This window comes from Brachybacterium sp. JB7, assembly GCF_003335205.1.
In the GTDB taxonomy this organism is placed as follows: domain Bacteria; phylum Actinomycetota; class Actinomycetes; order Actinomycetales; family Dermabacteraceae; genus Brachybacterium; species Brachybacterium alimentarium.
On record NZ_QPGN01000007.1, the window covers coordinates 55,745 to 81,467 of the forward strand.

Below are 25,723 nucleotides of genomic sequence, written 5' to 3' on the forward strand. Positions count from 1 at the left end.
CCTTCTCAGTACTCGAAGGAGAGGGTGGGGGTGTCGAGCTCGTCGCTGTCCGGATCGCGCTTCGGCAGCGGAACGCCCTTCAGAGCGGCCTTGCGCATCATCTGGAACCAGATCACGGCGAGCACCCCGTAGACGAGGGTGAAGGCGATCAGGCTGGTCGCGACCATCCAGCCGGGATTGCCGGAGACGGCCTGGGTGGTCATCAGCCGGATCGTGGGATCGTCCGGATTGGGATGGACCACCCAGGGCTGTCGGCCCATCTCCGTGAACACCCAGCCGGCGGAGTTCGCGAAGAACGGCATCGGGATCGACAGCACCGCGAACCACTGGAACAGCTTCGAGCCGGTGGTGCGCGCGTTCTCGCCCTTGCCCCGCGTCACCCAGAGCGCCCAGAAGGCGAGGATGCCGCTGAAGGCAGCCAGGCCCATCATGAGCCGGAAGGACCAGTAGGTGACGAAGAGGTTGGGCCGGTAGTCGACGGCGATCTCCTGGCCGTGGACATCGGTGACCGTCTCGCCGAACTGCTCCTGGTACTGGGCGCTGAGATCGTTGACGCCCTGCAGCTCCGCATCGAAGGTGTGGGTGGCCAGGAACGAGGTCACGTAGGGGACCTCGATGAGGTGGGTGACGTCGTCGCAGTTCTCGCTGAAGGCGTTCGGGCCGCCGACGGTGAGGATCGAGAAGCTCGCGCCGGTCTCGGTCTCGCACAGGGCCTCGGCCGACGCCATCTTCATCGGCTGCTGCTTGAACATGATCTGGGCCTGGAAGTCGCCGGAGACCACCAGCACGATCGCCGAGATGAACATCGCGATCACGCCGAAGCGCACCACCGGCCGGTAGAGGTCACGGGCGGCGTGGTGGTGCTCCTCGCCCTCGGGGGTCTCCAGGCCGATGTCGCGCGCCCTGTTGTGGTGGCGGACCATGTGCCAGGAGGCGACGCCGGTGACGAAGGCGCCCGCGACCAGCCAGGCACCGGAGACGACGTGCGGGAAGGCGGCCATCGCGGTCACGTTGGTGAGCACCGCCCACAGCGAGCCCTGCGAGGGATCGAGCTCGGCACGGCCGGTCTCGGGGTTCAGCATCGCGCCGACGGGATGCTGCATGAACGAGTTCGCGGCGATGATGAAGTACGCCGAGAGCGTCGAGCCGATCGCCACCGCCCAGATGGTGAGCAGATGGATCTTCTCGGGCAGCTTGCCCCAGCCGAAGATCCACAGTCCCAGGAACACGGATTCGAGGAAGAAGGCGGCGAGCCCCTCGAGCGCGAGAGGCGCCCCGAACACGTCACCGACGAACCGCGAGTACTCCGACCAGTTCATCCCGAACTGGAACTCCTGGACGATGCCGGTGGCGATCCCGATGCCGAAGTTCACGATCAGCAGGGAGCCGAAGAACTTGGTCATCCGGGTCCAGGCGTCCTTGCGCACCGGGTCCTTGGACAGCACCGACGTGGTCTGCATGACCGCCACGAGCAGCGACAGACCGATCGTGAGCGGGACGAAGATGAAGTGGTAGACGGTCGTGATGCCGAACTGCCATCGTGCGATGTCCAGGGCTTCCATGGATCCTCCTGGGAGTGCGATACGCCATCACGAAATCTATGGCTCCGTGGGGGCGTCCAGCAGGACCATGGTCCTCCCCTTCGGCGCTCCTGCCCAGGGCGTGCGCGTTCGTGCATGTCGCTCGCGGGGCGCGAAGAGGGCTGTGCCATACTGACGCTGGCACTCTCCTGCTCCGTACCGGGTGGGGGAACCTCCCGGCGTCGTCACGTCGGAGCACCGGCAACGCGTCCTACCGCGACCGCTGTGCTCCCGCGATCGGCATCGCAGCGCTTCCGTCCAGGGAGCTGCGCGACGGCGAGGGCTTGAGACTTCCGTCCTCAGGGACGATGACCATCCGGAACCAGGGTGCGCTGGTTCCTTCAGAAGGAGACGGCCGCATGGCTGACAGCACCCGTAATCCCGAGAACGACTCGTCGGATCCCACGCCCACCACGCGGCGCCGCCGCCGCGCCGGTGCGCCGGCAGGGGCTCCGGCCCCGGTGACCCCGGAGCCCCTGGAGGCTCCCGAGCAGTCCGCAGCACCCCGGACGATCGTCGCGCAGCAGAGCGACGCCCCCGCCGAACCCGCCCCGTCGGCTCCGACGAAGCGCCCCCGGCGTCGAGCCGGCGCTCCCGCGGGTGCACCGGTGATCCCGGCCGCTGAGCCGGACAGCGCGATCGCTGAGCCGGAGAGCACGACCGCTGAGCCGGAGAACGCCGCCCCCGAGGCTCCTGAGGCCCAGCCCGACACCGAGGCCCAGCCCGAGCGCACCGAGCCGAAGCGCACGCGCCGCACCCGCACTCAGCGCCGGGCCGCCGCGCCGGAGCCCACCGAGCCCGAGGCCACCGAGCCCGCAGCCGAGACCGACGAGCTCAGCACCGACGCCGAATCGACGGAGGAGTCTGAGGACCACCCCGTCGTCGACGATCTGCGGGCGCTGGCCACGTCGCGCGGCGCCGCCGACGATTCCGGGACCGCGAAGGACCCCGAGGTCGACGACCGCGCCCGCCGCCGTGAGCAGGTCCAGATGGACTTCGCCTCGCTGCTGTTCCAGGCCCCGACCCCGCAGCCGCGCACCACCGTCGGCGCCGGGGACGCCCCCGTGGGCGGGGAGACGCAGCACGTCGCCGACGCGGACGAGGATTCCTCGCAGGACGACGACACCGACGCGGACGGATCGGGACGCTCGGACAGCTCCGAGCAGGACGAGACCGGCACCTCCGGCCGCTCCCGCTCGCGCCGGGGCCGCACGCGCCGCTCCTCGCGCCGCGGCACCGGTTCCGACGACACCGTCGAGGAGGACACCAGCACCGAGGACTCCTCCGAGGAGGAGTCCGACGAGGACCACGAGACCGCGGGCAGCTCGCGCCGTCGTCGCCGCCGCGGGGGCCGGGGCCGACGCGGTCGCGGCCGCGGAGAGGACGACGACAGCAGCGCGGAGGAGGACGAGTCCGACGACGAGCAGGACTCCGGTTCTCACGATTCCCGCGACTCCCGCGACTCCGAAGGGGCCGACGGCAGGAGCCGCCGCGGTGGGCATTCCGCGGGCAGCGCCGAGTCCGACGACACCGGTGGCACTGGCGACTCGGATTCGAGCGATCACGGCGAGGGATCCGACCACGGCTCCTCGAGCTCCTCGAGCTCCCGCCGGCGCCGTCGTCGCCGCCGCTCGGGCGGCGGGAACGGCAACGGGCACGACGAGTCCTCCTCCACCACGGACGATCCGCCGAACACGGTCGTGAAGGTCCGCGAGGCGCGGGACGAGGTCAAGGCTGTCAAGGGCTCGACCCGCCTGGAGGCCAAGCGTCAGCGCCGCCGCGAGGGTCGCGACAACGGCCGCAAGCGCAATGTCATCACCGAGGCGGAATTCCTCGCCCGCCGGGAGTCCGTCAAGCGCTCCATGGTGGTGCGCGAGCGTCCCGGCCGCACCCAGATCGCCGTCCTCGAGGACGACGTGCTGGTCGAGCACTATGTCGCACAGAAGTCGCAGACCTCGATGGTCGGCAATGTCTACATGGGCAAGGTCCAGAACGTGCTGCCGTCGATGGAGGCCGCCTTCGTCGACATCGGCAAGGGCCGCAACGCCGTGCTGTACGCCGGCGAGGTCAACTGGGACGCGGTGGGACTCGAGGGACAGCCGCGCCGCATCGAGCTCGCGCTGAAGAGCGGCGACCCGGTGCTGGTCCAGGTCACCAAGGACCCGATCGGCCACAAGGGCGCCCGGCTCACCAGCCAGATCTCCCTGCCCGGCCGCTACGTCGTCTTCGTGCCCGGCGGCTCCATGACCGGCATCTCCCGCAAGCTGCCCGACACCGAGCGCACGCGGCTGAAGAAGATCATGCGCCAGATCATCCCCGAGGACGCGGGCGTCATCGTGCGCACCGCCGCCGAGGGCGCCAGCGAGCAGGAGCTGACCCACGACGTCGAGCGTCTGCGCACCCAGTGGGACAAGATCCAGAAGGCGCAGAAGAGCAAGTCCGCACCGGTGGCGCTCTCGCAGGAGCCGGACATCGCCATCAAGGTGGTGCGCGACGTCTTCAACGAGGACTTCACCTCCCTGATCGTCGAGGGCAGCAAGGTCTACGACGACGTCCACGAGTACGTCTCCGACGTCGCGCCCGATCTGCTGGAGCGCGTGACCAAGCACGTCTCGGACAAGGACGTGTTCGCCAAGCACCGCATCGACGAGCAGCTGCTGAAGGCGATGGACCGCAAGGTCTACCTGCCCTCCGGCGGCTCCCTGGTCATCGACCGGACCGAAGCGATGACTGTGGTGGACGTGAACACCGGCAAGTTCACCGGCTCCGGCGGCTCCCTCGAGGAGACCGTCACCAAGAACAACCTCGAGGCCGCGGAGGAGATCGTGCGCCAGCTGCGGCTGCGCGACATCGGCGGCATCATCGTCATCGATTTCATCGACATGGTGCTCGAGGCCAATCGTGACCTCGTGCTGCGTCGCCTGGTCGAGTGCCTGGGACGTGACCGCACCAAGCACCAGGTCGCCGAGGTGACGTCGCTGGGACTGGTCCAGATGACCCGCAAGCGGGTGGGCCAGGGTCTCGTCGAGACGTTCTCCGCGAACTGCGAGCACTGCAACGGGCGCGGCCTCGTCGTCGACATCGACGGCGACCTCGGTCACGATCACAGCAACGGCGGCAATGGCGGCAATGGGAACGGCGGCAACGGCGGCGGGGACGACTCCTCGAAGTCCTCGAAGCGTCGCAACCGTCGCTCGCGCGGAGGCTCCGCCAAGGAGGACTCCTCCTCGGAGGATTCCTCGGGTGAGGACTCGCGCGACGTGCACCGCCTCGAGGACGATGCCGACAGCCGCGCCGCAGCCCGCGCGACGATCGCCTCGATCGCCGCCGCCTCGACCAGCGCCGCGAGCGCTGACGCTGCTGGTGGTGCGGGCGAGACCGGTGGGGCCGACGCCAGCGGAGGCACCGCGGGCGTCGCGCAGAGCGCACCTGCGGGCAGCACTGCGGACCAGCAGCAGGCGACAGATCAGGGCAGCTCGACCGAGCCGTGACGTGTTCCACAGGGTGTGACCGCGTTCTCGCAGGTCGCAGCACGTCTGGTGGTTGACCTGGAGTGCTGGGGATCGTAAGCTGTTCCCTGGCGCAAAACGTGCCGCAGTCGTGTTTCCCGGTAGGTATCGCGCGACCGCATCTCCCGCCTGAAGCCCCGTCCGGGGCATGAGGGTCAGGTTGACGGTCGCAGGTCCGCGGTCCTGCCGAGCAAGGCGCATGACTCAAGTGCAGATCCGAATCACAAGATGGAGCAGTGACGTGGTGTACGCAATCGTCCGCGCAGGCGGTCGTCAGGAGAAGGTGTCGGTCGGTGACACCATCGTGATCAACCGCGTGGCAGGCGAGGCGGGCGACAGCGTCGATCTCGCTCCCGTGCTGCTGGTTGACGGTGACAAGGTCACCTCCGCCCAGACCGAGCTGGCCAAGGTGAAGGTCACCGCCGAGAAGGTCGAAGACCTTCGCGGTGAGAAGATCCGAATCCTCCGCTACAAGAACAAGACCGGGTACAAGAAGCGCCAGGGCCACCGCCAGGAGCTCACCCGGCTGAAGATCACGGGCATCGCCTGAGCGATCCCTTCGAACACAGAGAAGGATTGATTCCAGATGGCATCAAAGAAGGGCGTCAGCTCCTCCAAGAACGGGCGTGACTCCAACGCTCAGCGTCTCGGCGTCAAGCGCTTCGGCGGCCAGGTCGTCGGCGCGGGCGAGATCCTCGTGCGTCAGCGCGGGACCAGCATCCACCCCGGTGACGGAGTGGGTCGCGGAAACGACGACACGCTGTTCGCGCTGACCGCGGGCACCGTCGAGTTCGGCCGCAAGCGCGACCGTCGCGTGGTCAGCGTCGTCGAGACGGTCTGATCCACCCGCCCCGTATCACGGGGCACCAGCTGCCTTCGAGGGGCGGAGCAGAACGCTCCGCCCCTCGACGCAATTCTCGAGCTCTTGGAGGAATCCCCATGGCCACGTTCGTCGATCGTGTCGTGCTGCAGGTCGCCGGCGGATCGGGCGGCCACGGCGCCGCCTCCATCCGTCGCGAGAAGTTCAAACCCCTCGCGGGCCCCGATGGCGCCAACGGCGGCCGCGGCGGTGACGTGATCCTCGAGGTCAACTCCTCCACCACCACGCTCCTCGCGTACCACCACCGGCCCCATCAGCGGGCCACCGGCGGCGGCTTCGGCAAGGGCGACATGCGCCACGGAGCCCGCGGCGAGGACCTCGTGCTGCCCGTCCCCGACGGCACGGTCGTCCTGGACGAGGACGGCACCGTGCTCGTGGACATGATCGGCATCGGGACCCGTTTCGTCGCCGCCCGCGGCGGCTCGGGCGGCCTCGGCAATGCGGCGCTGGCCTCCACGCAGCGCAAGGCGCCCGGCTTCGCCCTGCTCGGCGAGGAGGGGCAGGAGCGCGATCTCGTGCTCGAGCTGAAGACCGTGGCCGACGTCGCCCTGGTGGGCTTCCCCAGTGCCGGGAAGTCCTCCCTCATCGCAGCGATGAGTGCCGCGCGTCCGAAGATCGCGGACTACCCCTTCACCACCCTCGTGCCCAATCTCGGCGTCGTCGAGGCCGACCAGTTCCGTTACACCGTCGCGGACGTGCCGGGGCTGATCCCCGGCGCGAGCCAGGGCAAGGGACTGGGACTGGAGTTCCTGCGCCACATCGAGCGCTGCCACGTGCTGGTCCATGTCCTGGACGCGGCGGCCCTCGAATCCGATCGTGACCCGCTGAGCGATCTCGAGACGATCGAGAACGAGCTGGCGATCTACGCCGACAGCCTCGACGAGGAGGCCGAGACCCGGGTGCCCCTCATGGAGCGCCCCACGGTCATCGTCCTGAACAAGACCGACCTGCCCGACGGCACCGAGATGGCGGACATGGTGCGCGAGCGCCTCGCCGACCGCGACGTGCCGGTGCTCGACGTCTCGGCGATCTCCCACAAGGGCCTGCGCGAGCTGTCCTTCGTGCTCGGCGAGCTGGTCGACCAGGCACGCGCCGCGCTGCCCGAGCCCGAGCCCGCTCCCATCGTGCTCACCCCCAAGGCGGTCGACGACAAGGGCTTCCGCGTCGTCACGGAGCAGTACGACGGCGGCACCGCCTTCCGCGTGCAGGGCGACAAGCCCGAGCGCTGGGTGCGCCAGACCGACTTCACCAACGACGAGGCGGTGGGCTACCTCGCGGACCGGCTCGCGAAGCTCGGCGTCGAGGACCAGCTGTACAAGGCCGGCGCCATCCCCGGATCGACGGTGCTGATCGGCCCCGGGGACGACGCGGTCGTCTTCGACTGGGAGCCGACGATGGTGGGCGGTGCCGAGCTGCTGCTGGGCCGCCGCGGGACGGACAAGCGCCTCGAGGACACCCATCGCCCCACCCGGGACGAGAAGCGTGCGGATCAGCGGGCCCGCACGGAGGCCCGCATGAACCGCATCGCGGCGATGGACGCCGAGCGCCGCTCCGGTCACTGGGCCGACCCCGCATCGGACGACGAGGCTCGCTGAGCGTGGCCCCGTCGAACGCCGGGAACGGGGCCGGGCTGCGCCAGCCGGCCCGGATCGCGTCCCGTGAGGAGCTGGGCGCCGCCGAGCGGATCGTGGTGAAGATCGGGTCCTCGAGCCTCACCGACGAGAACGGTCGCCTCGACCAGTCGCACGTCCATGCGATCGCGACCACGGCCGCGCATCTCGCGAGCCGTGGCACGGAGGTCGTGATCGTCTCCTCGGGCGCGATCGCGGCGGCGCTCGGCCCGCTGGGCCTGGAGCGGAGGCCGACGGAGGTGCCGCTGCAGCAGGCGGCCGCGAGCGTCGGCCAGGCCCTGCTGGCCACCGCCTGGTCCACCGCCTTCGCGGACCACGGGCGGATCACCGGGCAGGTGCTGCTCACCGAGTCGGACGTGATCCGGCCGCAGACCTATCGCAACGTGCGCAGCGCCCTGGAGTCCCTGCTCGAGCTGGGCACCCTCCCGGTGGTCAACGAGAACGACACCACCGCGACCCACGAGATCCGCTTCGGGGACAACGATCGCCTGGCCGCGCTCGTCGCCCAACTGCTCGGCGCGGATGCGCTGTTCCTGCTCACCGACGTCGATGCCCTGTACACGGCCCCGCCCCGCGAGCCCGGCGCACGGCGCATCGACCACGTCGAGGACGCCGCCCGCCTGAGCGGCGTGAGCATCGGCAGCGTCGGCTCGAAGGTCGGCACCGGCGGCATGGTCACCAAGCTCTCGGCCGCCCAGCTCGCCTCGACCACTGGGACCGCCGTGCTGATGACGTCGGCCGCGCAGTTCGCCGCCGCCGCCGACGGCGCGGACGTCGGCACGTTCTTCCCCGGCCACCATGGCCGCCGCCGCTCGCGACTGGTGTGGCTGCGCTTCGCGACCCGCGGCGCGGGCACGCTGGTGCTCGACGAGGGCGCCGCCGAGGCCGTGCGCAGCCGTCGCCGGTCCCTGCTCGCCGTCGGCATCGCGGAGGTGCGCGGCACCTTCCCCGACGGCGTGCCGGTGGACCTCGCCGCCCCCGACGGCGAGATCATCGCGCGCGGACTCACCGGATTCAGCAGCGACGAGCTGCGGGCCATGACGGGCCGGGGGACGGACGAGCTGCGCGAGGTGCTGGGGGAGCGGTTCCGCAGGCCCGCGGTGCACCGTGACCAGCTGGTCGTGCTCTGAGACGGACCTGCCCTCGGCCCGGTCGGCCGTCTAGGATCCGGTCATGACCGTTCATGCTGTCCACGACGCCGCCCGGGCCGCTCGGGAGGCCCAGCCGAGCCTTGCGCGCCTGCACCGCGACACGAAGGATGCTGTCCTGCTGGCCATGGCCGACGCCCTGGTCGCGCGGGCCGAGGAGATCGTCTCCGCGAACGCCCGCGACCTCGAGGCGGCCGACGCCGCCGGAATGGCCGCCGGTCTGCGCGACCGCCTGGCCCTGGACCCCCAGCGCGTCGACGCGGTCGCCCAGCAGCTGCGCGACGCCGCCGCGCTGCCCGATCCGGTCGGTGAGGTGATGCGCGGCTCCGTGCTGCGCAACGGCCTGGAGTTGCGCCAGGTGCGGGTGCCCCTCGGCGTGATCGGCATGGTCTACGAGGCCCGCCCCAATGTCACGGTCGATGCCGCCGGTCTCGCGCTGAAGTCCGGCAACGCTGTGGTGCTGCGCGGCGGCTCCGCGGCCCTGCACTCCAACACCGCGCTGATCGCGGTGCTGCGCTCGGTGCTCGCCGAGCACGACCTGCCCGAGGACCTCATCGTCCGGATCGACGAGCACGGTCGTGACGGCGTGGACGCCCTGATGCGGGCCCGCGGCCTGATCGACGTGCTGATCCCGCGCGGCGGGGCCGGCCTGATCAGGAGGGTCGTGGAGAACTCCCTGGTCCCCGTCATCGAGACCGGCACCGGGAAGACCCACATCCTGGTCGACGCGAGTGCGGACCTCGACCAGGCCGAGGCGATCGTCGTCAACGCCAAGACCCAGCGCGTCGGGGTCTGCAATGCGCTTGAGACCCTCCTCGTGCACCGCGACGTCGCCTCCGAGGCCCTCCCTCGCCTGGCCGCGCCGCTCGCGGAGGCCGGTGTGCGCTTCCACGTGGACGAGGAGTCCGCCGGGATCCTGGCGGCGGCCGGGACGTCGGCCGAGATCGTGCCGGCGACCGAGGAGGACTGGGACACCGAGTACCTGGGCCTCGAGCTCGCGGTGAAGGTGGTCTCCGACCTGGACGACGCGCTCGCCCACGTCCGGGCGCACTCCACCGGGCACACCGAGTCGATCCTCACCCGTGATCTGCTCTCCCAGCAGCGATTCCTCGCGGAGGTCGACTCCGCCGTCGTCATGGCCAACGCGTCGACGCGGTTCTCCGACGGGAGCGAGTTCGGCTTCGGGGCGGAGATCGGCATCTCGACCCAGAAGCTGCACGCCCGCGGTCCGATGGGCCTGGTGGAGATGACCACGGGGAAGTGGCTCGTGGTCGGCCAGGGCCATGTCCGGCCGTGACCGCGCTCGCATCACCCGCGTGGGAGCATGACCGCGGGCGGGCCTGTGGGATGATGGGCCGGTCACTCGTGGAAAGGCCCCCAAGAACATGATCGACCAGCTGATGATCCTCGCCGAAGCAGGCGAACACGCGTCCGGCGGCGTCACCCCACCGATGGTCGGGATCGGCGTCTTCGTGACCATGATGATCCTGCTCGGCTTCACCTACCTCACCGGCGGCACCAACCAGCGCCGCCGCAAGCGCGACGAGCACGACGAGCGCGGCGGTCACTGATCCTCGTGGAGCAGCAGCGACGTCGGATCGGGGTGATGGGCGGGACCTTCGATCCCATCCATCACGGCCACCTCGTCGCTGCCAGCGAGGTCCAGAGCGTGTTCGGCTTGGACGAGGTCGTCTTCGTCCCGACCGGACGCCCCTGGCAGAAGGCTGAGCGGTACATCTCCGATCCGGAGCACCGCTACCTCATGACGGTGGTGGCGACGGCCGCGAACCCCGTGTTCACGGTCTCGCGGGTCGACATCGACCGCCCCGGCTCCACGTACACGATCGACACGCTCCGGGACCTGCACCGCCAGCAGCCGGAGGCGGACCTCTTCTTCATCACCGGGGCGGACGCGCTGCAGTCGATCCTCACCTGGAAGGACTCGGCGGAGATCTTCTCCCTCGCGCACTTCGTGGGGGTCACGCGCCCCGGCCACGAGCTGGACACCTCGGGCCTTCCGGCCGACGGCGTGAGCCTGATCGAGGTCCCGGCGATGGCGATCAGCTCGACCGACTGCCGCACCCGCGTCGCGGCCGGAGGACCCGTGTGGTACCTCGTGCCCGACGGCGTCGTCCAATACATCAACAAGTACGCCCTCTACACAGGAGGTGACGGCGATGACTGAGCCCGACACCACTCCGCGGCGCGGCCGCCGCGCCCGCGCGCTGAGCCCCGAGGAGAGCGCTGCCCTGGAGTCCCGCACTGCTGCTGCGATCACCGGGGAGCAGGCGCCGGTGCCCGGCGTGCGCGGTGCCGTCGCGCCTCCGGGACCGGACAGCCCTGTGCCGACCCTGCGCAAGTTCGGGCGACGCGCCCGCATCATCGAGCTCAGCGACGATCCCGAGGCGACCGCAGTCCTGGGCCCGGTCCCGGACGAACCGCAGTCGGCCGACGCCATGGAGCACGACTCCGATCCCGCCGCCGACGACGACGCGACGACGTCGGCCTCCGCCGGGACGGACGGCAGCGGTGTCGAGGCGCTCACCGGCGCAGCGACGCCCGAGGGCTCCTCGGGCCACGCCGAGACCGCCGTCATCGATCGCGACCACGACGGGGTCGAGCTCGGAGAGGTGCCCGTGACCGAGGCGCCGTCCCCGCGCCCGGCACCCCGCTTCGACGGCAAGGTCCTGCACCGCCCGGAGACCTCCGCCAGCCGACCTCTGGTGTGGGCGGTGTGGGCCCTCATCGCAATCGCGCTCATCGTGCTGGTCGCCCTTCTCCTGACCGGGGTCCTCGGCCCCACCGAGGCATCCGCCCTGGGTGCTTCGACCCCCGAACTTCTCGACATCCATGACGCCCTGGAGGTAGCAGCCGCGTGAGCGCTCCCGAAGATTCCCTCGACCTCGCCCGTGTGGCCGGCCAAGCCGCCGCCGACAAGCTCGCCGAGGAGGTCATCGCTCTCGACGTCTCCGAGCAGGTCGTGATCACCGACGTGTTCCTGGTGTGCAGCGGGGACACCGAGCGCCAGGTCGCCGCGGTCGTCGGCGGCATCGAGGAGGCCCTGCAGAAGGAACGACGTCGCAAGCCGCTGCGCCGCGAGGGCGAACGGGACGCCCGCTGGGTGCTGTTGGACTACGGCGACATCGTCGTGCACGTCCAGCATGCCGAGGACCGCGCCTTCTATGCGCTCGAGCGGCTGTGGCGCGATGCGCCCGTCATCGACCTGCAGATCGATACGGACCGCTCGGAGTGAAGTCCTCGCATTCCACCGGGGGCGCCGTGCGCACCCGCCTGGTGCTCGTGCGCCATGGGCAGACGGAGTTCAACCGTGAGGGTCGCCTGCAGGGACAGGTCGACATCCCGCTGAACGAGACCGGGGCTCGGCAGGCCGCGGTGCTCGCCGCCGCCATCGCCGAGAATCCTCCGGACCTCATCGTCTCCTCGCCGCTCGAGCGCGCCCGGGACACGGCACGCATCGTGGGGCAGGCCTGTGAGCTCGACGTGACCACGGATGAGGCCTTCCTGGAACGCAGCTTCGGGCAGTGGGAAGGCCTGCGCGGTGAGGAGATCCGACGCCATTGGCCGGAGGAGCACGCCGACTGGCGCGCCCACCGCCCGGTCGCGGGCCTGGATCTCGAGGACCGCCCCGAGGTGGCCGCTCGCGTCGCTGAGGCGTGCCGCCGCCTGGCCGCCGAGAACACCGGCCGCACGGTGATGGTCGTCGCTCATGGCGCAGCCATCACGCTGGGCATCACGGCGCTGCTGGGCCTGGACCCGGACGGGTTCCGCGGCATCGCCGGCCTGGAGAACTGCCATCGTTCGGTGCTCGAGCCGCTCGTCTCCGACACCACTGGTCAGAGGATGAGGTTGGTGTCACACAACCTGGCTCCGGATTTCATCTGAACCGCAGATCGGGGTAATCTTGAGCAGTCGCCCGATGAGGGGGACACCCGATACGGGGCTATGGCGCAGTTGGTAGCGCGCTTCCATGGCATGGAAGAGGTCAGGGGTTCGAATCCCCTTAGCTCCACTCGAGAAACCGTGAGACAGTGACTCGTCAGAAGGGCCCCGCCGTGAGGTGGGGCCCTTCTGCTGTCGCTGCGGCGTCGGTGGCGCCTCAGCGCTCGCTGTCGAGCTGGTCCATGAACGCGGTGGGATAGCGATCGCCCTGGGCCGCTCCGACGGGAAGGGCCGCGTCGATCATCGCGAGGTCGTCCTCGTCCAGCCGCACCGCGGTGCTGCCGAGCATCGAGGTGACCTGGTCGAGGCGCCGGGCCCCGACGAGGGGCACGATGTCCTCACCGCGGGCCGCGACCCAGGCGATCGCGAGCTGTGCCATGGAGGCGCCCTTCGCGGCGGCGATCCCCTGGATCTGCTCGAGCAGCGCCCGGTTGCGCGCGAGGTTCTCGCCCTGGAACCGCGGGAACATGTCCCGGGATCCGCCGCTGCGTCCGGCCACCAGCCCCTTGGCGAGGACGCCGTAGGCCGTCACCGAGATGCCGAGCTCGCGGCAGGCGTCCAGGATCCCGTTGGTCTCGATCTCACGGGTCAGCAGCGAGTACTCGATCTGCAGATCGCTGATCGGGGCGACGGCGGCGGCACGCCGGATCGTGTCCGCTCCGACCTCGCTGAGGCCGATATGACGGACGTACCCGGCGTCGACCTGCTCCTGGATCGCCCCGACGGTCTCCTCGATCGGGACCTCGGGATCGAGGCGGGCGGGCCGGTAGACATCGACATGGTCGACGTCGAGCCGGCGCAGCGAGTACGCCAGCGACGTGGCCACGTGCTCGGGACGCCCGTCGAAGCCGACCGGCATGCCGCTCGGCGCGATCGTCGCCCCGAACTTCACGGAGAGCACGGCGTCCTCCCGCGAGCGCTCCCGCAGCGCGCGGCCGATGAGCATCTCGTTGTGGCCGGCCCCGTAGAAGTCGGCGGTGTCGAGGAGGGTGCCGCCCGCGTCGAGGTACGCGTGAAGCACGCGCAGGCTCTCGGCGTCGTCGGTCGGTCCGTAGACGCCGGACAGGCTCATGGCGCCGAGCCCCGGCGAGGAGACGGAGGGCCCCGTCGCGCCGAGGCGACGGGTGGTGGTGCCGAACGACTCTGGAGCTGCTGGAGCGGCTGGAGTGGCTGAAGTGGTGTTTCCTGTGGTGGTCATGTCCGACAGCCTGGAGGTCCCTGGCGCTCGGCACGAGGCCCGGTGCATCCGGGGAGCGGCCGTCCCTGGATAGTGCCCCGCGGACGGAGCAGGATGGGGCGATGATCGATCGCCGGGGACTTGCCGACTTCCTGCGCCGCCGACGCGAGCAGCTGCGTCCGGTCGATGCGGGGCTGCCCGCGGGTCCCCGTCGCCGCACCCCCGGTCTGCGCCGCGAGGAGGTCGCGATGCTCGCCGGGGTCTCCGTCGACCACTACACCCGTCTCGAGCAGGCACGGGGCTCTGCGCCCTCGGCGAGCGTGGTGGCCGCCATCGCGCAGGCGCTGCACTGCGACCGGGAGCAGCGCGATCATCTGCTGCGGCTCAGCGGTCACGCGCCGCCGCCGCGTCGGGCGGGCCATCACGTGCGGCCGGGTCTGATCGCCCTGGGCAATCGGCTGACGGATCTGCCGGTGGTCGTCCTGACGGATCTGGGCGAGGTGCTCTGGACCAACCCGCTCGGCCAGGCGCTGGTCGGGGGACTGCTGGGGACGAGCTCCCAGGCGCGGAACATCCTCTGGCGCTGGTTCACCGAGCCGTCGGCCCGACCGATGCCGTCGGAGCACTGGGAGCGCATCTCCGCTGCCCACGTGAGCGACCTGCGTGCCGCGTCCGCCCGCCGCGGCGGAGACGCGGAGGTCTCCGCGCTGGTCCACGCACTGCAGGAGCGCAGCGCCGAGTTCTCCCGGCTGTGGGCGCTGCACGACGTCACGCAGCGGCAGAGCGATCTGAAGGTGTTCCTGCATCCCGAGGTGGGCGCGATCGAGCTGCGCTGCGAGGTGCTGCTCACGCCCGACGAGGACGTGTCGATGCACGCCTTCTTCCCGCTCGAGGGCACGGACGCCGCCGAGAAGCTCGAGCTGCTGGGCGTCATCGGCACCCAGGTGCTGCAGGACCCTGAGGCGCAGCGCGTCAGACGCCCTTGGCGAGCCACCTGATCACGTCGGCCGCGGAGCCCTCCGGCGCGTGCCGCCAGCCGGTCCCGGCCCACAGGTGCAGACGGTCGGCGTCCCCGGCCCTGCCCGCCGCCCGGCGCAGCTCCCGCGTGAGGTGATGGATCGCGGGATAGCCGGTCGGTGCGGACGCGTCGTGGCGCTCGAGGAACGCGTTGTGCAGAGAGCGGGCGGGCCTGCCGGTGAAGGCGCGGGTCAACGATGTCGAGGTGAACGAGGCGTCCGCGAGCGCCGCCCGGTGCGTCGGGGAGGTGCCGGCCTCGTCGGTGCGCAGCAGCAGGGTGCCGACGGCCACGCCCTGGGCGCCCGCGGCGAGGATCCGGTGCACCGCGACCGGCCCGTCCACCCCGCCGGCGCCGATCACCGGCAGGTCCACCGCGGTGACCACCTGGCGCACCAGCTCGGGCGTCGAGATCGGTGCAGGGGTGCGGGAGGGGTCGTGAGTGGCGCTGTGACCGCCCGCATCCGGCCCTTGGACCACGAGACCGTCGACGCCGATCTCGGCGGCGGCGCGGGCTTCCTGGGGCGTCGTGACGCTCGCGAGCACGGTCGAGCGCACCGCCTGCAGGGCGGCGACGTGCTCGGGGAGGGGCAGCGCGAAGGTGAAGGAGACGACGGGAACGGGGCTGCGGGTGAGCAGCTCCAGCTTCTCGTCGAAGGAGTCGTCATCGGTGCGGGGCGCCGGCTCCAGGGTGACGCCGAGGGCTGCCGCCTCCTCCGCGAGCTCTGCGGCGTAGGCCGTGAACGCCGCCTCGTCGATCGGGCGCGGCGGCAGGGCGAAGAGGTTCACCCCGAAGTCCGCGTCGAGCCGGCGCGCCTCATCGATCTCCGCACCCAGCGCGTCGGCCGTCGTGTTCCCGCCCGCGAGGAACGGGAAGGCGCCGGCGCTCGAGACCGCCCGGGCGAGCGCGACGGTCGAGGGCCCGCCGGCCATCGGCGCGGCGACGAGAGGGAGACGGGATCGCAACAGGGGACGCATCATGTCGTCGATCTTCTCAGGCCCACCACGCCCCCTGCCAGCATGCCGACCAGCGGCAGCACCGGCCAGATCCAGTGGAGCCCGTCGGGTCCGACCATGCCGGCGTCGGCCATCACCGCGAGACCGGAGCACACCAGCACGGCGGCGAGGAGCGGCTGCCACAGCGGCGGCGCGTGGCGGTCGTCCGTCCGCGGATCCTCGAAGCGGCCGAACAGCAGCACCAGCAGGGCAGTGACGCCCAGCAGCACCAGCGCCCACAGCGGCCTGGTCGCCCACCACAGGCCGCTGAGCGGCGTCGGCCCCAGCCCGGGGCCGCCGAGCGCGAGCAGCAGATGCGCGAGCCCCACCAGAGCGGTGAGATGCCACAGGAACCAGGTCATGATCCGCTGGTTCACGAGCACCGTGACGAACCACGGCCAGGGTCGGGCCAGCCAGGCCGTGAGCGGCCGTTCCAGCAGGAGCACCAGACCCGCCTGGAGCATGCCCAGGAACGCCATGGTCACGCGGGTGGGGCTGGAGTTGCTGATCTCGTCCGCCCCCGACGTGATCATGGAGACGGGGTACGGCCCCAGGCCCACGAGCAGGGCGAGCCCCACGGCACCGATCGCGACGAGGGCGAGACGGCGCCCCGCCCCGGAGAGACGGCCGTCGAGCCAGGCGAAACCGACCTGGTGGAAGGTCGCCCACACCAGCACGTAGTTGGGGTAGCCCAGCAGCGGCCGGTCCAGGGAGATGCTCACGGCATCCACCAGTCCGGCCAGCACGATCCCGCCGATGAGCGACCACCAGCCGAAGCGCTCCCACAGCACGAGCAGCGGCGGGGCCACCACGATCACGAGCAGGTAGGCGGCGAGGAACCAGGTGGGCACGAGCGCCATCTGGGTGGCGAGCTGCAGCGCCGCGGTCGGAGCGCCGGCCGCCAGGGCGATCACGCTGATCAGCAGCCAGGTCACCAGCAGCGGCAGCAGCGGGATGCCGAGCCGGCGCAGTCGGGCGCGCAGCCACTGGGCGTATCCGATCTGCTTGCGCCGGGCCGAGCGCCAGGACAGGGCGTTGGAGTATCCGCCCACCAGGAAGAAGATCGGCATCACCTGGAAGACCCAGGTCAGGGGATGGGTCCAGCGGGCGGTGTCGAGAACGCCGTGCGGGGAGATCCCGCCACCGGCATCCACCGCGACGATCGTCCAGTGCCCGAGCACCACCACGGTGATCGCGGCGGCGCGCAGGAAGTCGACCACCCGGTTGCGGGACTCAGGAGTGGCGGCATCGACCTTCTCGGCCCGGGCGCGCAGTGTCGTCGTCACAGGTCACATCTTCTCATCGACCGCTCAGCGCGCTCCGCGCGCCGTCTCGATCTCGATCAGCGCCGCCTCCATGTGGTGGAGCACCCGAAGCGTCGCGTCGAGCTCGGCGCCGGTGAGATCCCCTCCGACGCGTCCCATCAGCTCGTGCTCGCGCTCGGTGACCGCCTCGATGGCGAGCAGTCCGGTGGAGGTGATCCTCACCAGGGACGAACGCCGGTGGGCGGGGTTGTCCACCAGCTCCACGAAGCCGCGATCCCGTGCCTCATGGACCATGCGCTGGACGAACTGCCTGCTGAGATCCTGAGCGCGCGCGAGCTGGGGCACGGTGCGCTCGCCGGTGCGGCGCAGCTGGTCCAGCACGTTGCGCACGCCGACGGCCAGTCCGCTGCTGTGCTCGTCGTGCTCGACGATCCGGGCGACGCGGCGGTAGACGGGACCCAGCGCCACATAGACCTCCGCGAGTCGATCGGCCAGGTCGTCGGGCGGCAGGGGAGTGCTCATCCCGCCATTATGACAACCCGGTTGTCTACGTGCGTGAGATATGACAACCTGGGTGTCATGAGTCCTATGGAGCATCATCGTGTGGAGCATCATCTCGACCTGACCGATCAGCGCATCGCCTATGTCGATGCGGGGGAGCGGTCCTCGAGCGCGCCACCGCTGGTGCTTCTTCACGGCGGCGCGGTGGACAAGCGCATGTGGCACCCTCAGCTCGAAGCCTTCCCCGGCCGACGCATCCTGGTTCCCGATGCCCGCGGGCACGGCGGCTCCTCGGACGCCGAAGGGCCGTACCGCCTGGTGGATGACGTGTGCGCCTTCCTGGACGCGCTCGGGATCGAGCAGGTCGTCGCGATCGGCATCTCCATGGGCGGAGGGACCGCCTGCGACCTCGCTCTCGAGCATCCGGACCGGGTCGCCGGGATCGTGGTCAGCGGCACCGGCACCAGCGAGCCGCAGTTCTCCGACCCCTGGGCGGTGCAGGCCTTCGCGGACTGGCGGGCCGCCGAGCAGGGCGGAGACCTGCAGGCCTGGATCGACGTGCTCCAGCGCTTCACCGCCGGGCCCCGTCGCACCCTGGATCAGGTCGCCCCCGACGTGGTGGAGCTGATCGGGACCATGGCCCGGGACACCGTCATGAACCATCTCCGTCTCGCGGAGGACGGCACCCCGCTCCCGCCGCATCCGCCCACGCCCGTCGGCAGGACCTGGGAACGGCTGCCCACCGTGGAGACCCCGGTGCTCGCAGTGTGCGGCGCCCTGGACGGCGAGGATCACCGCCGCAACGCCAGGCGGCTGGCGGGTGCGGTCCCCGACGGCCGCTTCGTCGAGGTCCCTGGAGCCGCCCACTATCCGAACCTTGAGAACCCGGGCGCTTTCGACCACGCCGTGCGCGCGTTCCTGTCCTCCAGCGGGTCATGAGGGGCCCGGTCGCGCCCTCGCCGCGGCTCGCGATGCCAGCTTCCCCTCCTCGACCAGCAGCCCGTGCAGCTCCGCCAGCTCGGCGACGCTGAACGCGCCCCGCTCGAGGGCCGGGGCGACGGCCCGTCGGAACGCGGGATAGGAGCCGGGGACCTGAGCGCCGCGCGCGCGAAGCACCCGTCGGGCGTACTCGTCGCAGATGAATGCGGGCCGGCCGAAGCAGTACAGGCTGATCACGTCGGCGGTCTCCGCGCCGATCCCCTCCACGGACAGCAGCTCCGACCGCAACGCCGCGTCGCCCAGGGCGCGGGCGTGCTCGGCGCGTTCCGCGACCCAGCGGGCGAGGGCCTGCACCCGTCGCGGCTTGGCGGTGGGGAAGCCCGAGCCGCGCACCAGCTCGCGCACGTGCTCCTCGTCGGCCGCGGCGAGCGGGCCGGGTGCGAGCAGACCCGCCGAGGTGAGGTTCCGGATCGAGATCGCCGCCTGCTCCCATCGGCTGCGCTGGACCAGCACGGCCCCGACCGCGATCTCGAAGGGCTCCTCGCCGGGCCACCACCAGCCCTGGGGCCCGTGGCGGTGCAGGAGCTCCCGCTGCAGCGAACGCAGGTCATGCATCGGGGACCAGCTGCTCGGTGCTGTCCGGACGGGCGAGGGTGAGCAGCGCCCGTGTCACTCCCGGCTCCTCCTCCAGGAGGTCCTCGACCGCCTGGACCCGCTCCTGGAGCGCCGATTCGCCGAGGTCTCCGACCAGGTCCACCGAGGCCACCACGAACAGCCGGTCCGCGCCGACCCATTCGGTGTGCAGGAAGGTGACCCGTTCGATGTCGGGATGCTCGCTGAGCACGCGGAGCAGGTGGTTGCGCGTCCGCGGCGACCCGCCCTCACCCGAGAGGAACGCGGCATTGCGGGAGATGAGGATCAGGGCCACCACGCCCAGCAGCAGGCCGACCAGGATCGAGCCGATCGCATCCCAGACGGGATCACCGGTCACCTGGTGCAGTGCGAGGCCTGATGCCGCGATGACCAGGCCGATCAGCGCGCAGGCGTCCTCGGCGAAGACCGCGCGGAGCATCGGGTCCGAGGTGGTGCTCACGTGCCGCAGCGCCCCGATGCGGCGGGTGCGGGCACCGCTGCGGGCCTGGCGCAGCGCCTGCAGGAACGAGATGCCCTCGAGCACGAAGGCGATCGCCAGCACCACATACGCCCAGGTGTAGCTGGTGCCGTCCTCCGCCTCGGCGGTCAGGGACTGGATCCCGTGCCACACGGACACCCCGGCGCCGACGGCGAACAGCCCGATCGCGGCGAACATCGCCCACACGTACCCCACCCGTCCGTACCCCATCGGGTGGCTCGCATCGGGCACGCGCTGCTGACGGCGCTCGCCGATCAGCAGGAACACCTCGTTGCCGGCGTCCGCCCAGGAGTGCACCGCCTCGGCGAGCATCGAGGCGGAGCCTGTCAGGACAGCCACGATCGTCTTGGCGATCGCGATGAGGAGGTTGGCGGTGAAGGCGAGGACGACGGTGAGGCCGCTGCCCGAGGAGGAGTCGCTCATCGGGCCATTGTGCGCCGCGTCAGCACCTCACCGCACGGGACGCACGGGATATGCGGAGGCGCCGTCCTCGGTGACCACCATCGCGATCGTCCGTCCCGGACGCAGCTGCTGCTGGGCGATCTGCTGGGGCGGCACGTCGGCCGCGATCCCGTCGGCGCGCACCCGCACCAGGTCTCCGAGAGGTTCGAGCGAGAGGATCTGCCGGCGCAGCCGCGGGCCGGGAACGGCGCCTTCTGCCTCGGAGGTGAGGATCGAGACGGCCGACGGGCGCACCGCGAGATGCACCTCGCAGCCCTCGGGCACCGCGCCATCGCACGTGGCCGGGACGCGTTCGCCGCTCGGCAGGACGGCGTCCTCGCCGTCCCAGGTGCCCCGCAGCAGGTTCAGCCCGGCGAAGCGTGCGGCGAAAGGGCTGCGGGGGCGGGCGAGCACGTCGAGCGTCGGCCCCTGCTCCACGATCGCCCCGTTCTCGAGCACCGCGAGACGATCGGCGAGGGTCACCGCATCCAGCACGTCATGGCTGGCCACCACTGCGGTGCGCTCGCCGAGGAAGCGCCGCAGCAGCTCGCGCAGCGCGGGCGCCACGTCGATGTCCAGCGCCGCCATCGGCTCATCCAGCAGCAGCAGGCGAGGGTCCGACGCGAGGGCGCGGGCGATCGCGATCCGTTGCGCCTGCCCGCCGGAGAGCTGGGCGGGTCGGCGACCGGCGAGCTCGGAGAGGCCCACCTCCCGCAGCCACCGCATCGCCTCGCTGCGGGCGGCGGCGCGGGACCTCCCCTGGGAGCGCAGGCCGAACATGATGTTGCCGAGCACGGTGAGGTGCGGGAACAGCACGGCGTCCTGCGCGAGGGTCGTGACGCCCCGCGCGTGCGGAGGCACCCAGGTGCGGGTGGCGGTGGCGGTGAGCACACGGTCGTCGAGGACGATCCGCCCGTCGGCGGGGCGCAGCGAACCGGCGATCAGGGACAGGATCGTGGACTTCCCGGCGCCGTTGGGGCCGACGAGGGCGAGGGTCTCGCCGGTGGCGACCTCGAGCTCGACCTCGATCCCGCGCTCGGGGACCACGGCCTGCAGCGAGAGGCTCATGCCGGCACCCTCCGCCGGGCGAGCGCGATGATGAGGATCGCGACGATCATGAGCAGGAAGGACAGCGCGACCGCGGCCTGCGGGTCGCTCTCGCGCTGGAGGTAGATCTCCAGCGGCAGAGTGCGGGTGCTGCCCTGGAGGCTGCCCGCGAAGGTGATGGTGGCCCCGAACTCGCCGAGCGCCCGGGCGAAGCACAGCACCGTGCCGGAGACGAGCGCGGGCAGCACGAGGGGCAGGGTGACGTGCGTGAGCACCCGGGTGGGGCGCGCCCCGAGGGAGGCCGCCGCCGCTTCGTACCGGGTGCCGGCCGTGCGCAGCGCACCTTCGAGGCTGATCACCAGGAACGGGAGCGCCACGAAGGTCTGGGCGAGCACCACGGCGGTGGTGGAGAACGCGATCTGCACTCCCAGGACCTCTAGGTGCCGGCCCACCAGGCCCTGCCGCCCGAAGGTGTAGAGCAGGGCGATGCCGCCCACGACGGGAGGCAGCACCAGCGGGATGAGCACCAGGGAGCGCAGGATCGACAGCCCCGGGAAGCTCGAGCGGGCGAGCAGCAGGGCCAGCGGCACGCCGAGCACCACGCAGACCGCGGCGCTGGTCAAGGAGGTCTGCAGGCTCAGCCGCAGCGCTGCCAGCGAGGATTCGCTCGTGATCAGCCGTCCGAACTCGGTCCACTCCACGCGCGCGGCCATCGCGACCAGCGGCAGCAGCACGAACAGCGCGCCGAGCAGGCCGGGGATCAGCACCCAGCGGGGGAGGGCCCTCATGGCCGACCGAAGCCGTATCCGTCGAGGACGCGCTGGCCGCTCTCGCTCGTGACCAGGTCGACGAACTCCTGGCCGAGTTCCTGCTGTGCGGAGTCGCTGATCGCGGTGATCGGGTAGGTGTTCACCGCACTGTCTGACTCGGGGAAGTCGATCCCCTCGACCTCGTCGCCGGCCTTCTTCACATCGGTGACGTAGACGAGGCCCGCGTCGGCCTCTCCGGTGGTGACCTTGTTCAGCACATCGGTCACCGACTGCTCCTCGCTGACCGGCGCGAACTCGACCCCGGCGGACTCCTCGACCCGTCCGGTCGCCGCACCGCACGGCACCGCCTTCGCGCAGACGACGAGGTTGACGCCATCGTGCGTGAGCGAGGCGAGGTCGGTGACGTCGGCCGGGTTCCCTGTGGGCACGGCGATCATCAGGGTGTTGGTGGCGAAGGGGACCGGATCTGCCGCCTGGAGATCGGCGTCGACGAGCGTGTCCATGTTCGGCTCGTCGGCCGAGGCGAAGACATCGGCCGGTGCGCCCTGCTGGATCTGCTCGACAAGGGTGGAGGAACCGGCGAAGTCGAACTCCACCTCGACGTCCTCATGGGCGGCCTCGAACTGCTCGCCGAGCTCCTCGAAGGGTTCTTGGAGCGAGGCGGCCGCGTAGACCACCAGTGTCGAGGATTCGGCGGCGTCCACGTCACCGGTGCCGCAGCCGGAGGCGCCGACCGTGACGAGGAGGCCGAGCAGCGCCGCCGCAGCGGGACGGACGAGATGACCAGGACGGGCGCGATGACGGGGCGCCCTCATGCTGCGCCCTCCGGAGTGCTCGGGGTGCTCGGGCCGGTCGGTGCAGCGGCGGGTTCCGCCTCGATGACCACGTGGGTCGCCTTGATGACGGCGCTGGCGATCTTCCCCGGCTCCAGACCGAGCTCGCGGGCCGCTTCGCTGCTCATGAGCGAGACGACGCGGAACGGTCCGCACTGCAGCTTGACCTGGGCCATGACCGTGTCCATCACGACGTTCGTCACGATGCCCACGAAGCGATTGCGTGCCGAGGACCTGGCCCCGCCCGCGAGCTCTGGAGTCACCGCCAGCTCGCGGGCCATTCGTGCCACTTCGGTCCCCTCGATGACCGTTCTGCCGCGGGCGTCCGCCGCGGCCTCCAGTGTCCCTTTCTCGATCCAGCGACGGACGGTGTCGTCGCTGACCCCGAGGAACATTCCTGCATCCCGCACCCGTATCTGCGTCATGACAGTCAGTGTAGGCCCGCAGGTGCGGCGGAAAGTCAGGCGATCAGCAGTACGCCTCCCAGTGCGATGGCCGCCACCAGGAGTGTGGCGAGCGCCGCCAGGGCGAAGGGGCGGGCCCCGACATGGAGCAGCTTGCGCACCTTCACCCCGGTGCCGAGCGCGAACATCGCCGCGGAGAGCAGGGTGGTCTGCAGGATCGAGCCGGCATCGAGCATCAGCTCGGGCAGCGGCACGACGGAGCGCACCAGCACCAGGGTGAGGAAGCCGATCACGAACAGCGGGACCAGGGGCGGGCGCTTCGCGTCTGCCGCACCGCGCGAACGCTCCCGGGCACCGAGCACCGCCATCACCGGTGCGAGCATGAGGATGCGGGCGAGCTTCACGATCACCGCGACGGTCAGCGCGCCGCCGCCGAGCACGCCACCGGCGGCGACCACCTGGGCGATCTCGTGGATCGACGCGCCGGCCCATAGTCCGGCGTCGTGGTCCGACAGGCCCAGCAGCAGGGCGGCCGCGGGCAGTGCGGCGATCATGAGGGTGCCGAAGATGACCACGAGAGCCACCGCAGTGATCGTGTTCTCCTCGTGCTCGTCCTCAGGGTCGGTGACCCCGGCGGCTGCTGCCACCGCGGCCGCGCCGCAGATCGAGAAGCCGCAGGCGATCAGCACGCTGAGGCGCGGGTCCACCTTGAGCAGCTTCCCGAGCGCGATGGTGCCGAAGATGCCGCCTCCGACGACGCAGACCACCACCAGCAGCATGGGTGCCCCGAGCGCCAGGATGTCGCCGAGCACGAGCTGGAGGCCCAGCAGCACGATCCCTGCCCGCAGCAGCTTCTTCGCCGCGAAGTCCGTGCCCGGCGCGAAGGACTGGGGTACGGAGACGGTGTTGGCGAGGGTCACGCCCACGACGATCGCGATGATCAGTGCGCTCACCCCGGGGATGAACGGGGCGATCACCTGTGCGACGACGGCGACCCCGATGCTGAGTGCGAGTCCGGGCAGGAGGGAGGAGCGGAGTGACGGGGGAGCGTCGGTGAGGGTCTGGGCCATGAGAAGAACGGTGTCATCGCTGCGTCCCCACTGGTAGACGGCAATAGTCGAGTAGGGCATATCCTTCTGATATGCCCGATCAGCTTCCGAATCTTCAGGCTCTCTCGCTCTTCGTCGCGGTCGTCGACGAGGGCGGGCTCGGCGCGGGCGCCCGGAAGCTCGGTATGTATCAGCCCAATGCCAGCCGGATGATCGGCCAGCTGGAGACCCAGGCGGGGGTGCCCCTGCTGGATCGCAGTCCGCGGGGTGCCCGGCCGACGTCGGCCGGTCTTCTGTACGCTGCCCACGCTCGTGAGCTCCTCGAGGCGGCCGGCGACTTCTCGGCGTGGCTGCGGCACAGCCGCGACGAGGACACGCTGGACCTCCGGGTCGGGGCGTCCATGACGATCGCGGAGAACCTCATGCCCGCCTGGCTCACCGATCTGCGACGGTCGAGCCCTCGTGTGCGGGTGGATCTGAACGTGCTCAACTCCACGCAGGTGCTAGAGCAGGTCCGCAGCGGCGAGCTCCAGCTCGGCTTCATCGAGACTCCTCACGTGCCGCGCTGGGTGCACGCGCTGTCGTTGCGCCAGGACGAGCTCGTCCTGGTGGTCGCCACGCACCATCCCTGGGCCCGACGCACGGAGCCGGTGAGCATCCAGGAGCTCGCCACGACCGCCCTCGTGGTGCGGGAAGGCGGTTCTGGGACACGCGATGCCTTCGAGGAGCTGGTGCCGCAGGCCGCGTCGACCCCGCCGGTGCAGCAGCTCAGCAGCAACGGCGCGGTCCGGATCGCGGTGGCGTCCGGTGCCGGCCCGGCCGTGCTGAGCATGCTCGCCGTGCGCACGCAGCTGGAGGCGGGCCAGCTGGTCCGGGTGCCGGTGGCAGGTGCTCGCCTGCGGCGTCCGCTGACGGCCGTGTGGAAGGGTCCGAGACGGCTGGGCGGCCCGGCGGCGGATCTCGTCGCCGCTGCCACTGCCACTACCGCCGCCACCGTCTCCACGACCTCCACCGCAGCAGACGGTTGACCAGAGAAGAACCTTCGCAGGTCCTCGACGACTATCCCTCCACGACAAGGAGCCCACCCATGCCCCTCCTCACGAACACCTCCGAGCTGCCTGACGAGCCCCGTCGCGGCGCCGCCTGGTCCATCGCCGAGCCCGACCGAGAGCTGGACTCGAATGTGATCCGGCTTCCGGCCGGCGAGAGCATCCCCGCCCATGTCGGTGCGGAGGTCGACACCCTCATCCATGTGGTGCGCGGCGACGGCGTGCTCCTCACGGAGGGCGGCGAGGAGCCCTTGCGCACCGGCGACATCGCCCTGCTGCCGCGGCGCACCGTGCGTGGTTTCCAGGCAGGCGGCGAGGGCCTCGAGTATCTGACCGTTCACCGCCGGAGGAAGGCGTTGCAGATCGGAGGCCGTGCGACCGGAACCGATGGCTGAGCG

27 protein-coding genes and 1 tRNA gene are annotated in these 25,723 nt (G+C 71.0%); 16 read left to right on the plus strand and 12 right to left on the minus strand.

Going from position 1 to position 25,723, the window contains the following annotated elements:
* Positions 1-5 precede the first annotated feature (5 nt).
* On the minus strand, positions 6-1,562 hold the full coding sequence (locus CIK81_RS10360) for a cytochrome ubiquinol oxidase subunit I (protein ID WP_096165555.1): 1,557 nt from the start codon (positions 1,560-1,562) through the stop codon (positions 6-8).
* Between the two features lie 377 nt (positions 1,563-1,939).
* Here CIK81_RS10360 and CIK81_RS10365 point away from each other — a divergent pair, with 377 nt between their 5' ends.
* The 12 genes from CIK81_RS10365 (at position 1,940) to CIK81_RS10420 (ending at position 12,778) form a co-directional block, all read left to right on the plus strand.
* A complete protein-coding gene (locus CIK81_RS10365) occupies positions 1,940-5,071 on the plus strand; it encodes an Rne/Rng family ribonuclease (protein WP_114355677.1) in 3,132 nt (1,043 codons plus the stop codon).
* Between the two features lie 259 nt (positions 5,072-5,330).
* A complete protein-coding gene (rplU, locus tag CIK81_RS10370; protein WP_096165551.1) occupies positions 5,331-5,639 on the plus strand; it encodes a 50S ribosomal protein L21 in 309 nt (102 codons plus the stop codon).
* A 36-nt stretch (positions 5,640-5,675) separates the two neighbouring features.
* Positions 5,676-5,930: a 50S ribosomal protein L27 gene (rpmA, locus tag CIK81_RS10375; protein WP_096165549.1), complete on the plus strand. Its 255-nt coding sequence runs from the start codon at positions 5,676-5,678 to the stop codon at positions 5,928-5,930.
* Between the two features lie 98 nt (positions 5,931-6,028).
* Entirely contained in the window at positions 6,029-7,564 is a 1,536-nt protein-coding gene (gene obgE, locus CIK81_RS10380) for a GTPase ObgE (RefSeq protein WP_114329273.1), read from the plus strand.
* A 2-nt stretch (positions 7,565-7,566) separates the two neighbouring features.
* The gene (proB, locus tag CIK81_RS10385) at positions 7,567-8,730 is read left to right on the plus strand and encodes a glutamate 5-kinase (protein ID WP_096197276.1); all 1,164 of its coding nucleotides are present in this window, start codon (positions 7,567-7,569) and stop codon (positions 8,728-8,730) included.
* Between the two features lie 43 nt (positions 8,731-8,773).
* The gene (locus CIK81_RS10390) at positions 8,774-10,045 is read left to right on the plus strand and encodes a glutamate-5-semialdehyde dehydrogenase (RefSeq protein WP_114355678.1); all 1,272 of its coding nucleotides are present in this window, start codon (positions 8,774-8,776) and stop codon (positions 10,043-10,045) included.
* Positions 10,046-10,133: 88 nt separating this feature from the next.
* Positions 10,134-10,319 (plus strand): hypothetical protein, encoded by a 186-nt coding sequence (locus CIK81_RS10395; protein ID WP_096165542.1) that lies wholly within the window; start codon positions 10,134-10,136, stop codon positions 10,317-10,319.
* A gap of 5 nt (positions 10,320-10,324) precedes the next feature.
* Positions 10,325-10,933 carry a nicotinate-nucleotide adenylyltransferase gene (gene nadD, locus CIK81_RS10400; RefSeq protein WP_096165540.1) on the plus strand — a complete coding sequence of 203 codons (609 nt, stop codon included), beginning with the start codon at positions 10,325-10,327 and terminating at the stop codon, positions 10,931-10,933.
* The gene (locus tag CIK81_RS10405; protein ID WP_114355679.1) at positions 10,926-11,627 is read left to right on the plus strand and encodes a hypothetical protein; all 702 of its coding nucleotides are present in this window, start codon (positions 10,926-10,928) and stop codon (positions 11,625-11,627) included. The genes nadD and CIK81_RS10405 overlap by 8 nt, the downstream gene beginning before the upstream one ends.
* On the plus strand, positions 11,624-12,001 hold the full coding sequence (gene rsfS, locus CIK81_RS10410; RefSeq protein ID WP_114329271.1) for a ribosome silencing factor: 378 nt from the start codon (positions 11,624-11,626) through the stop codon (positions 11,999-12,001). Before CIK81_RS10405 ends, rsfS begins: the two co-directional genes overlap by 4 nt.
* The gene (locus tag CIK81_RS10415; RefSeq protein WP_096165534.1) at positions 11,998-12,651 is read left to right on the plus strand and encodes a histidine phosphatase family protein; all 654 of its coding nucleotides are present in this window, start codon (positions 11,998-12,000) and stop codon (positions 12,649-12,651) included. Before rsfS ends, CIK81_RS10415 begins: the two co-directional genes overlap by 4 nt.
* 54 nt (positions 12,652-12,705) lie before the next feature.
* Positions 12,706-12,778, plus strand: a tRNA-Ala gene (locus CIK81_RS10420).
* 87 nt (positions 12,779-12,865) lie between these two features.
* Here the strand turns inward: CIK81_RS10420 and CIK81_RS10425 are convergent.
* Positions 12,866-13,906 (minus strand): aldo/keto reductase, encoded by a 1,041-nt coding sequence (locus CIK81_RS10425; RefSeq protein ID WP_096165532.1) that lies wholly within the window; start codon positions 13,904-13,906, stop codon positions 12,866-12,868.
* 101 nt (positions 13,907-14,007) lie between these two features.
* Here CIK81_RS10425 and CIK81_RS10430 point away from each other — a divergent pair, with 101 nt between their 5' ends.
* Positions 14,008-14,883 (plus strand): helix-turn-helix transcriptional regulator, encoded by an 876-nt coding sequence (locus CIK81_RS10430; protein WP_176485610.1) that lies wholly within the window; start codon positions 14,008-14,010, stop codon positions 14,881-14,883.
* On the opposite strand, the gene CIK81_RS10435 is transcribed toward CIK81_RS10430, so the two are convergent.
* Genes CIK81_RS10435 through CIK81_RS10445 form a run of 3 tightly spaced genes read right to left on the minus strand, consistent with a single transcriptional unit; the run spans position 14,858 to position 17,682 of the window.
* Entirely contained in the window at positions 14,858-15,880 is a 1,023-nt protein-coding gene (locus CIK81_RS10435; protein WP_096197586.1) for a nitronate monooxygenase family protein, read from the minus strand. The genes CIK81_RS10430 and CIK81_RS10435 overlap by 26 nt on opposite strands.
* Complete coding sequence (locus CIK81_RS10440) at positions 15,877-17,181, minus strand: acyltransferase (RefSeq protein WP_096165529.1); 1,305 nt, start codon at positions 17,179-17,181, stop codon at positions 15,877-15,879. Before CIK81_RS10440 ends, CIK81_RS10435 begins: the two co-directional genes overlap by 4 nt.
* A gap of 24 nt (positions 17,182-17,205) precedes the next feature.
* On the minus strand, positions 17,206-17,682 hold the full coding sequence (locus CIK81_RS10445) for a MarR family winged helix-turn-helix transcriptional regulator (RefSeq protein ID WP_096165527.1): 477 nt from the start codon (positions 17,680-17,682) through the stop codon (positions 17,206-17,208).
* 81 nt (positions 17,683-17,763) lie between these two features.
* Here CIK81_RS10445 and CIK81_RS10450 point away from each other — a divergent pair, with 81 nt between their 5' ends.
* The gene (locus CIK81_RS10450) at positions 17,764-18,600 is read left to right on the plus strand and encodes an alpha/beta fold hydrolase (RefSeq protein ID WP_199586349.1); all 837 of its coding nucleotides are present in this window, start codon (positions 17,764-17,766) and stop codon (positions 18,598-18,600) included.
* Here the strand turns inward: CIK81_RS10450 and CIK81_RS10455 are convergent.
* From CIK81_RS10455 to CIK81_RS10485, 7 genes are read right to left on the minus strand one after another with little or no spacing between them, the layout of a single operon-like run.
* Positions 18,595-19,215 (minus strand): endonuclease III domain-containing protein, encoded by a 621-nt coding sequence (locus CIK81_RS10455; protein ID WP_096165522.1) that lies wholly within the window; start codon positions 19,213-19,215, stop codon positions 18,595-18,597. The genes CIK81_RS10450 and CIK81_RS10455 overlap by 6 nt on opposite strands.
* The gene (locus CIK81_RS10460; protein ID WP_096165520.1) at positions 19,208-20,155 is read right to left on the minus strand and encodes a cation diffusion facilitator family transporter; all 948 of its coding nucleotides are present in this window, start codon (positions 20,153-20,155) and stop codon (positions 19,208-19,210) included. Before CIK81_RS10460 ends, CIK81_RS10455 begins: the two co-directional genes overlap by 8 nt.
* Positions 20,156-20,182: 27 nt before the next feature.
* Positions 20,183-21,241, minus strand: coding sequence for a sulfate/molybdate ABC transporter ATP-binding protein (locus tag CIK81_RS10465; RefSeq protein WP_114307327.1), 1,059 nt, complete (start codon positions 21,239-21,241; stop codon positions 20,183-20,185).
* On the minus strand, positions 21,238-22,008 hold the full coding sequence (locus CIK81_RS10470; protein WP_096165515.1) for an ABC transporter permease: 771 nt from the start codon (positions 22,006-22,008) through the stop codon (positions 21,238-21,240). Before CIK81_RS10470 ends, CIK81_RS10465 begins: the two co-directional genes overlap by 4 nt.
* The gene (modA, locus tag CIK81_RS10475; RefSeq protein WP_096165514.1) at positions 22,005-22,805 is read right to left on the minus strand and encodes a molybdate ABC transporter substrate-binding protein; all 801 of its coding nucleotides are present in this window, start codon (positions 22,803-22,805) and stop codon (positions 22,005-22,007) included. The genes CIK81_RS10470 and modA overlap by 4 nt, the downstream gene beginning before the upstream one ends.
* Positions 22,802-23,248 (minus strand): molybdopterin-binding protein, encoded by a 447-nt coding sequence (locus CIK81_RS10480; protein WP_114355680.1) that lies wholly within the window; start codon positions 23,246-23,248, stop codon positions 22,802-22,804. Before CIK81_RS10480 ends, modA begins: the two co-directional genes overlap by 4 nt.
* A gap of 35 nt (positions 23,249-23,283) precedes the next feature.
* The gene (locus tag CIK81_RS10485) at positions 23,284-24,357 is read right to left on the minus strand and encodes a YeiH family protein (protein ID WP_114355681.1); all 1,074 of its coding nucleotides are present in this window, start codon (positions 24,355-24,357) and stop codon (positions 23,284-23,286) included.
* A gap of 11 nt (positions 24,358-24,368) precedes the next feature.
* Here CIK81_RS10485 and CIK81_RS10490 point away from each other — a divergent pair, with 11 nt between their 5' ends.
* Positions 24,369-25,304, plus strand: a complete 936-nt coding sequence (locus CIK81_RS10490) for a LysR substrate-binding domain-containing protein (protein WP_114305207.1) — start codon at positions 24,369-24,371, stop codon at positions 25,302-25,304.
* Between the two features lie 59 nt (positions 25,305-25,363).
* Positions 25,364-25,720: a cupin domain-containing protein gene (locus tag CIK81_RS10495; protein ID WP_096197594.1), complete on the plus strand. Its 357-nt coding sequence runs from the start codon at positions 25,364-25,366 to the stop codon at positions 25,718-25,720.
* Positions 25,721-25,723: the final 3 nt, after the last annotated feature.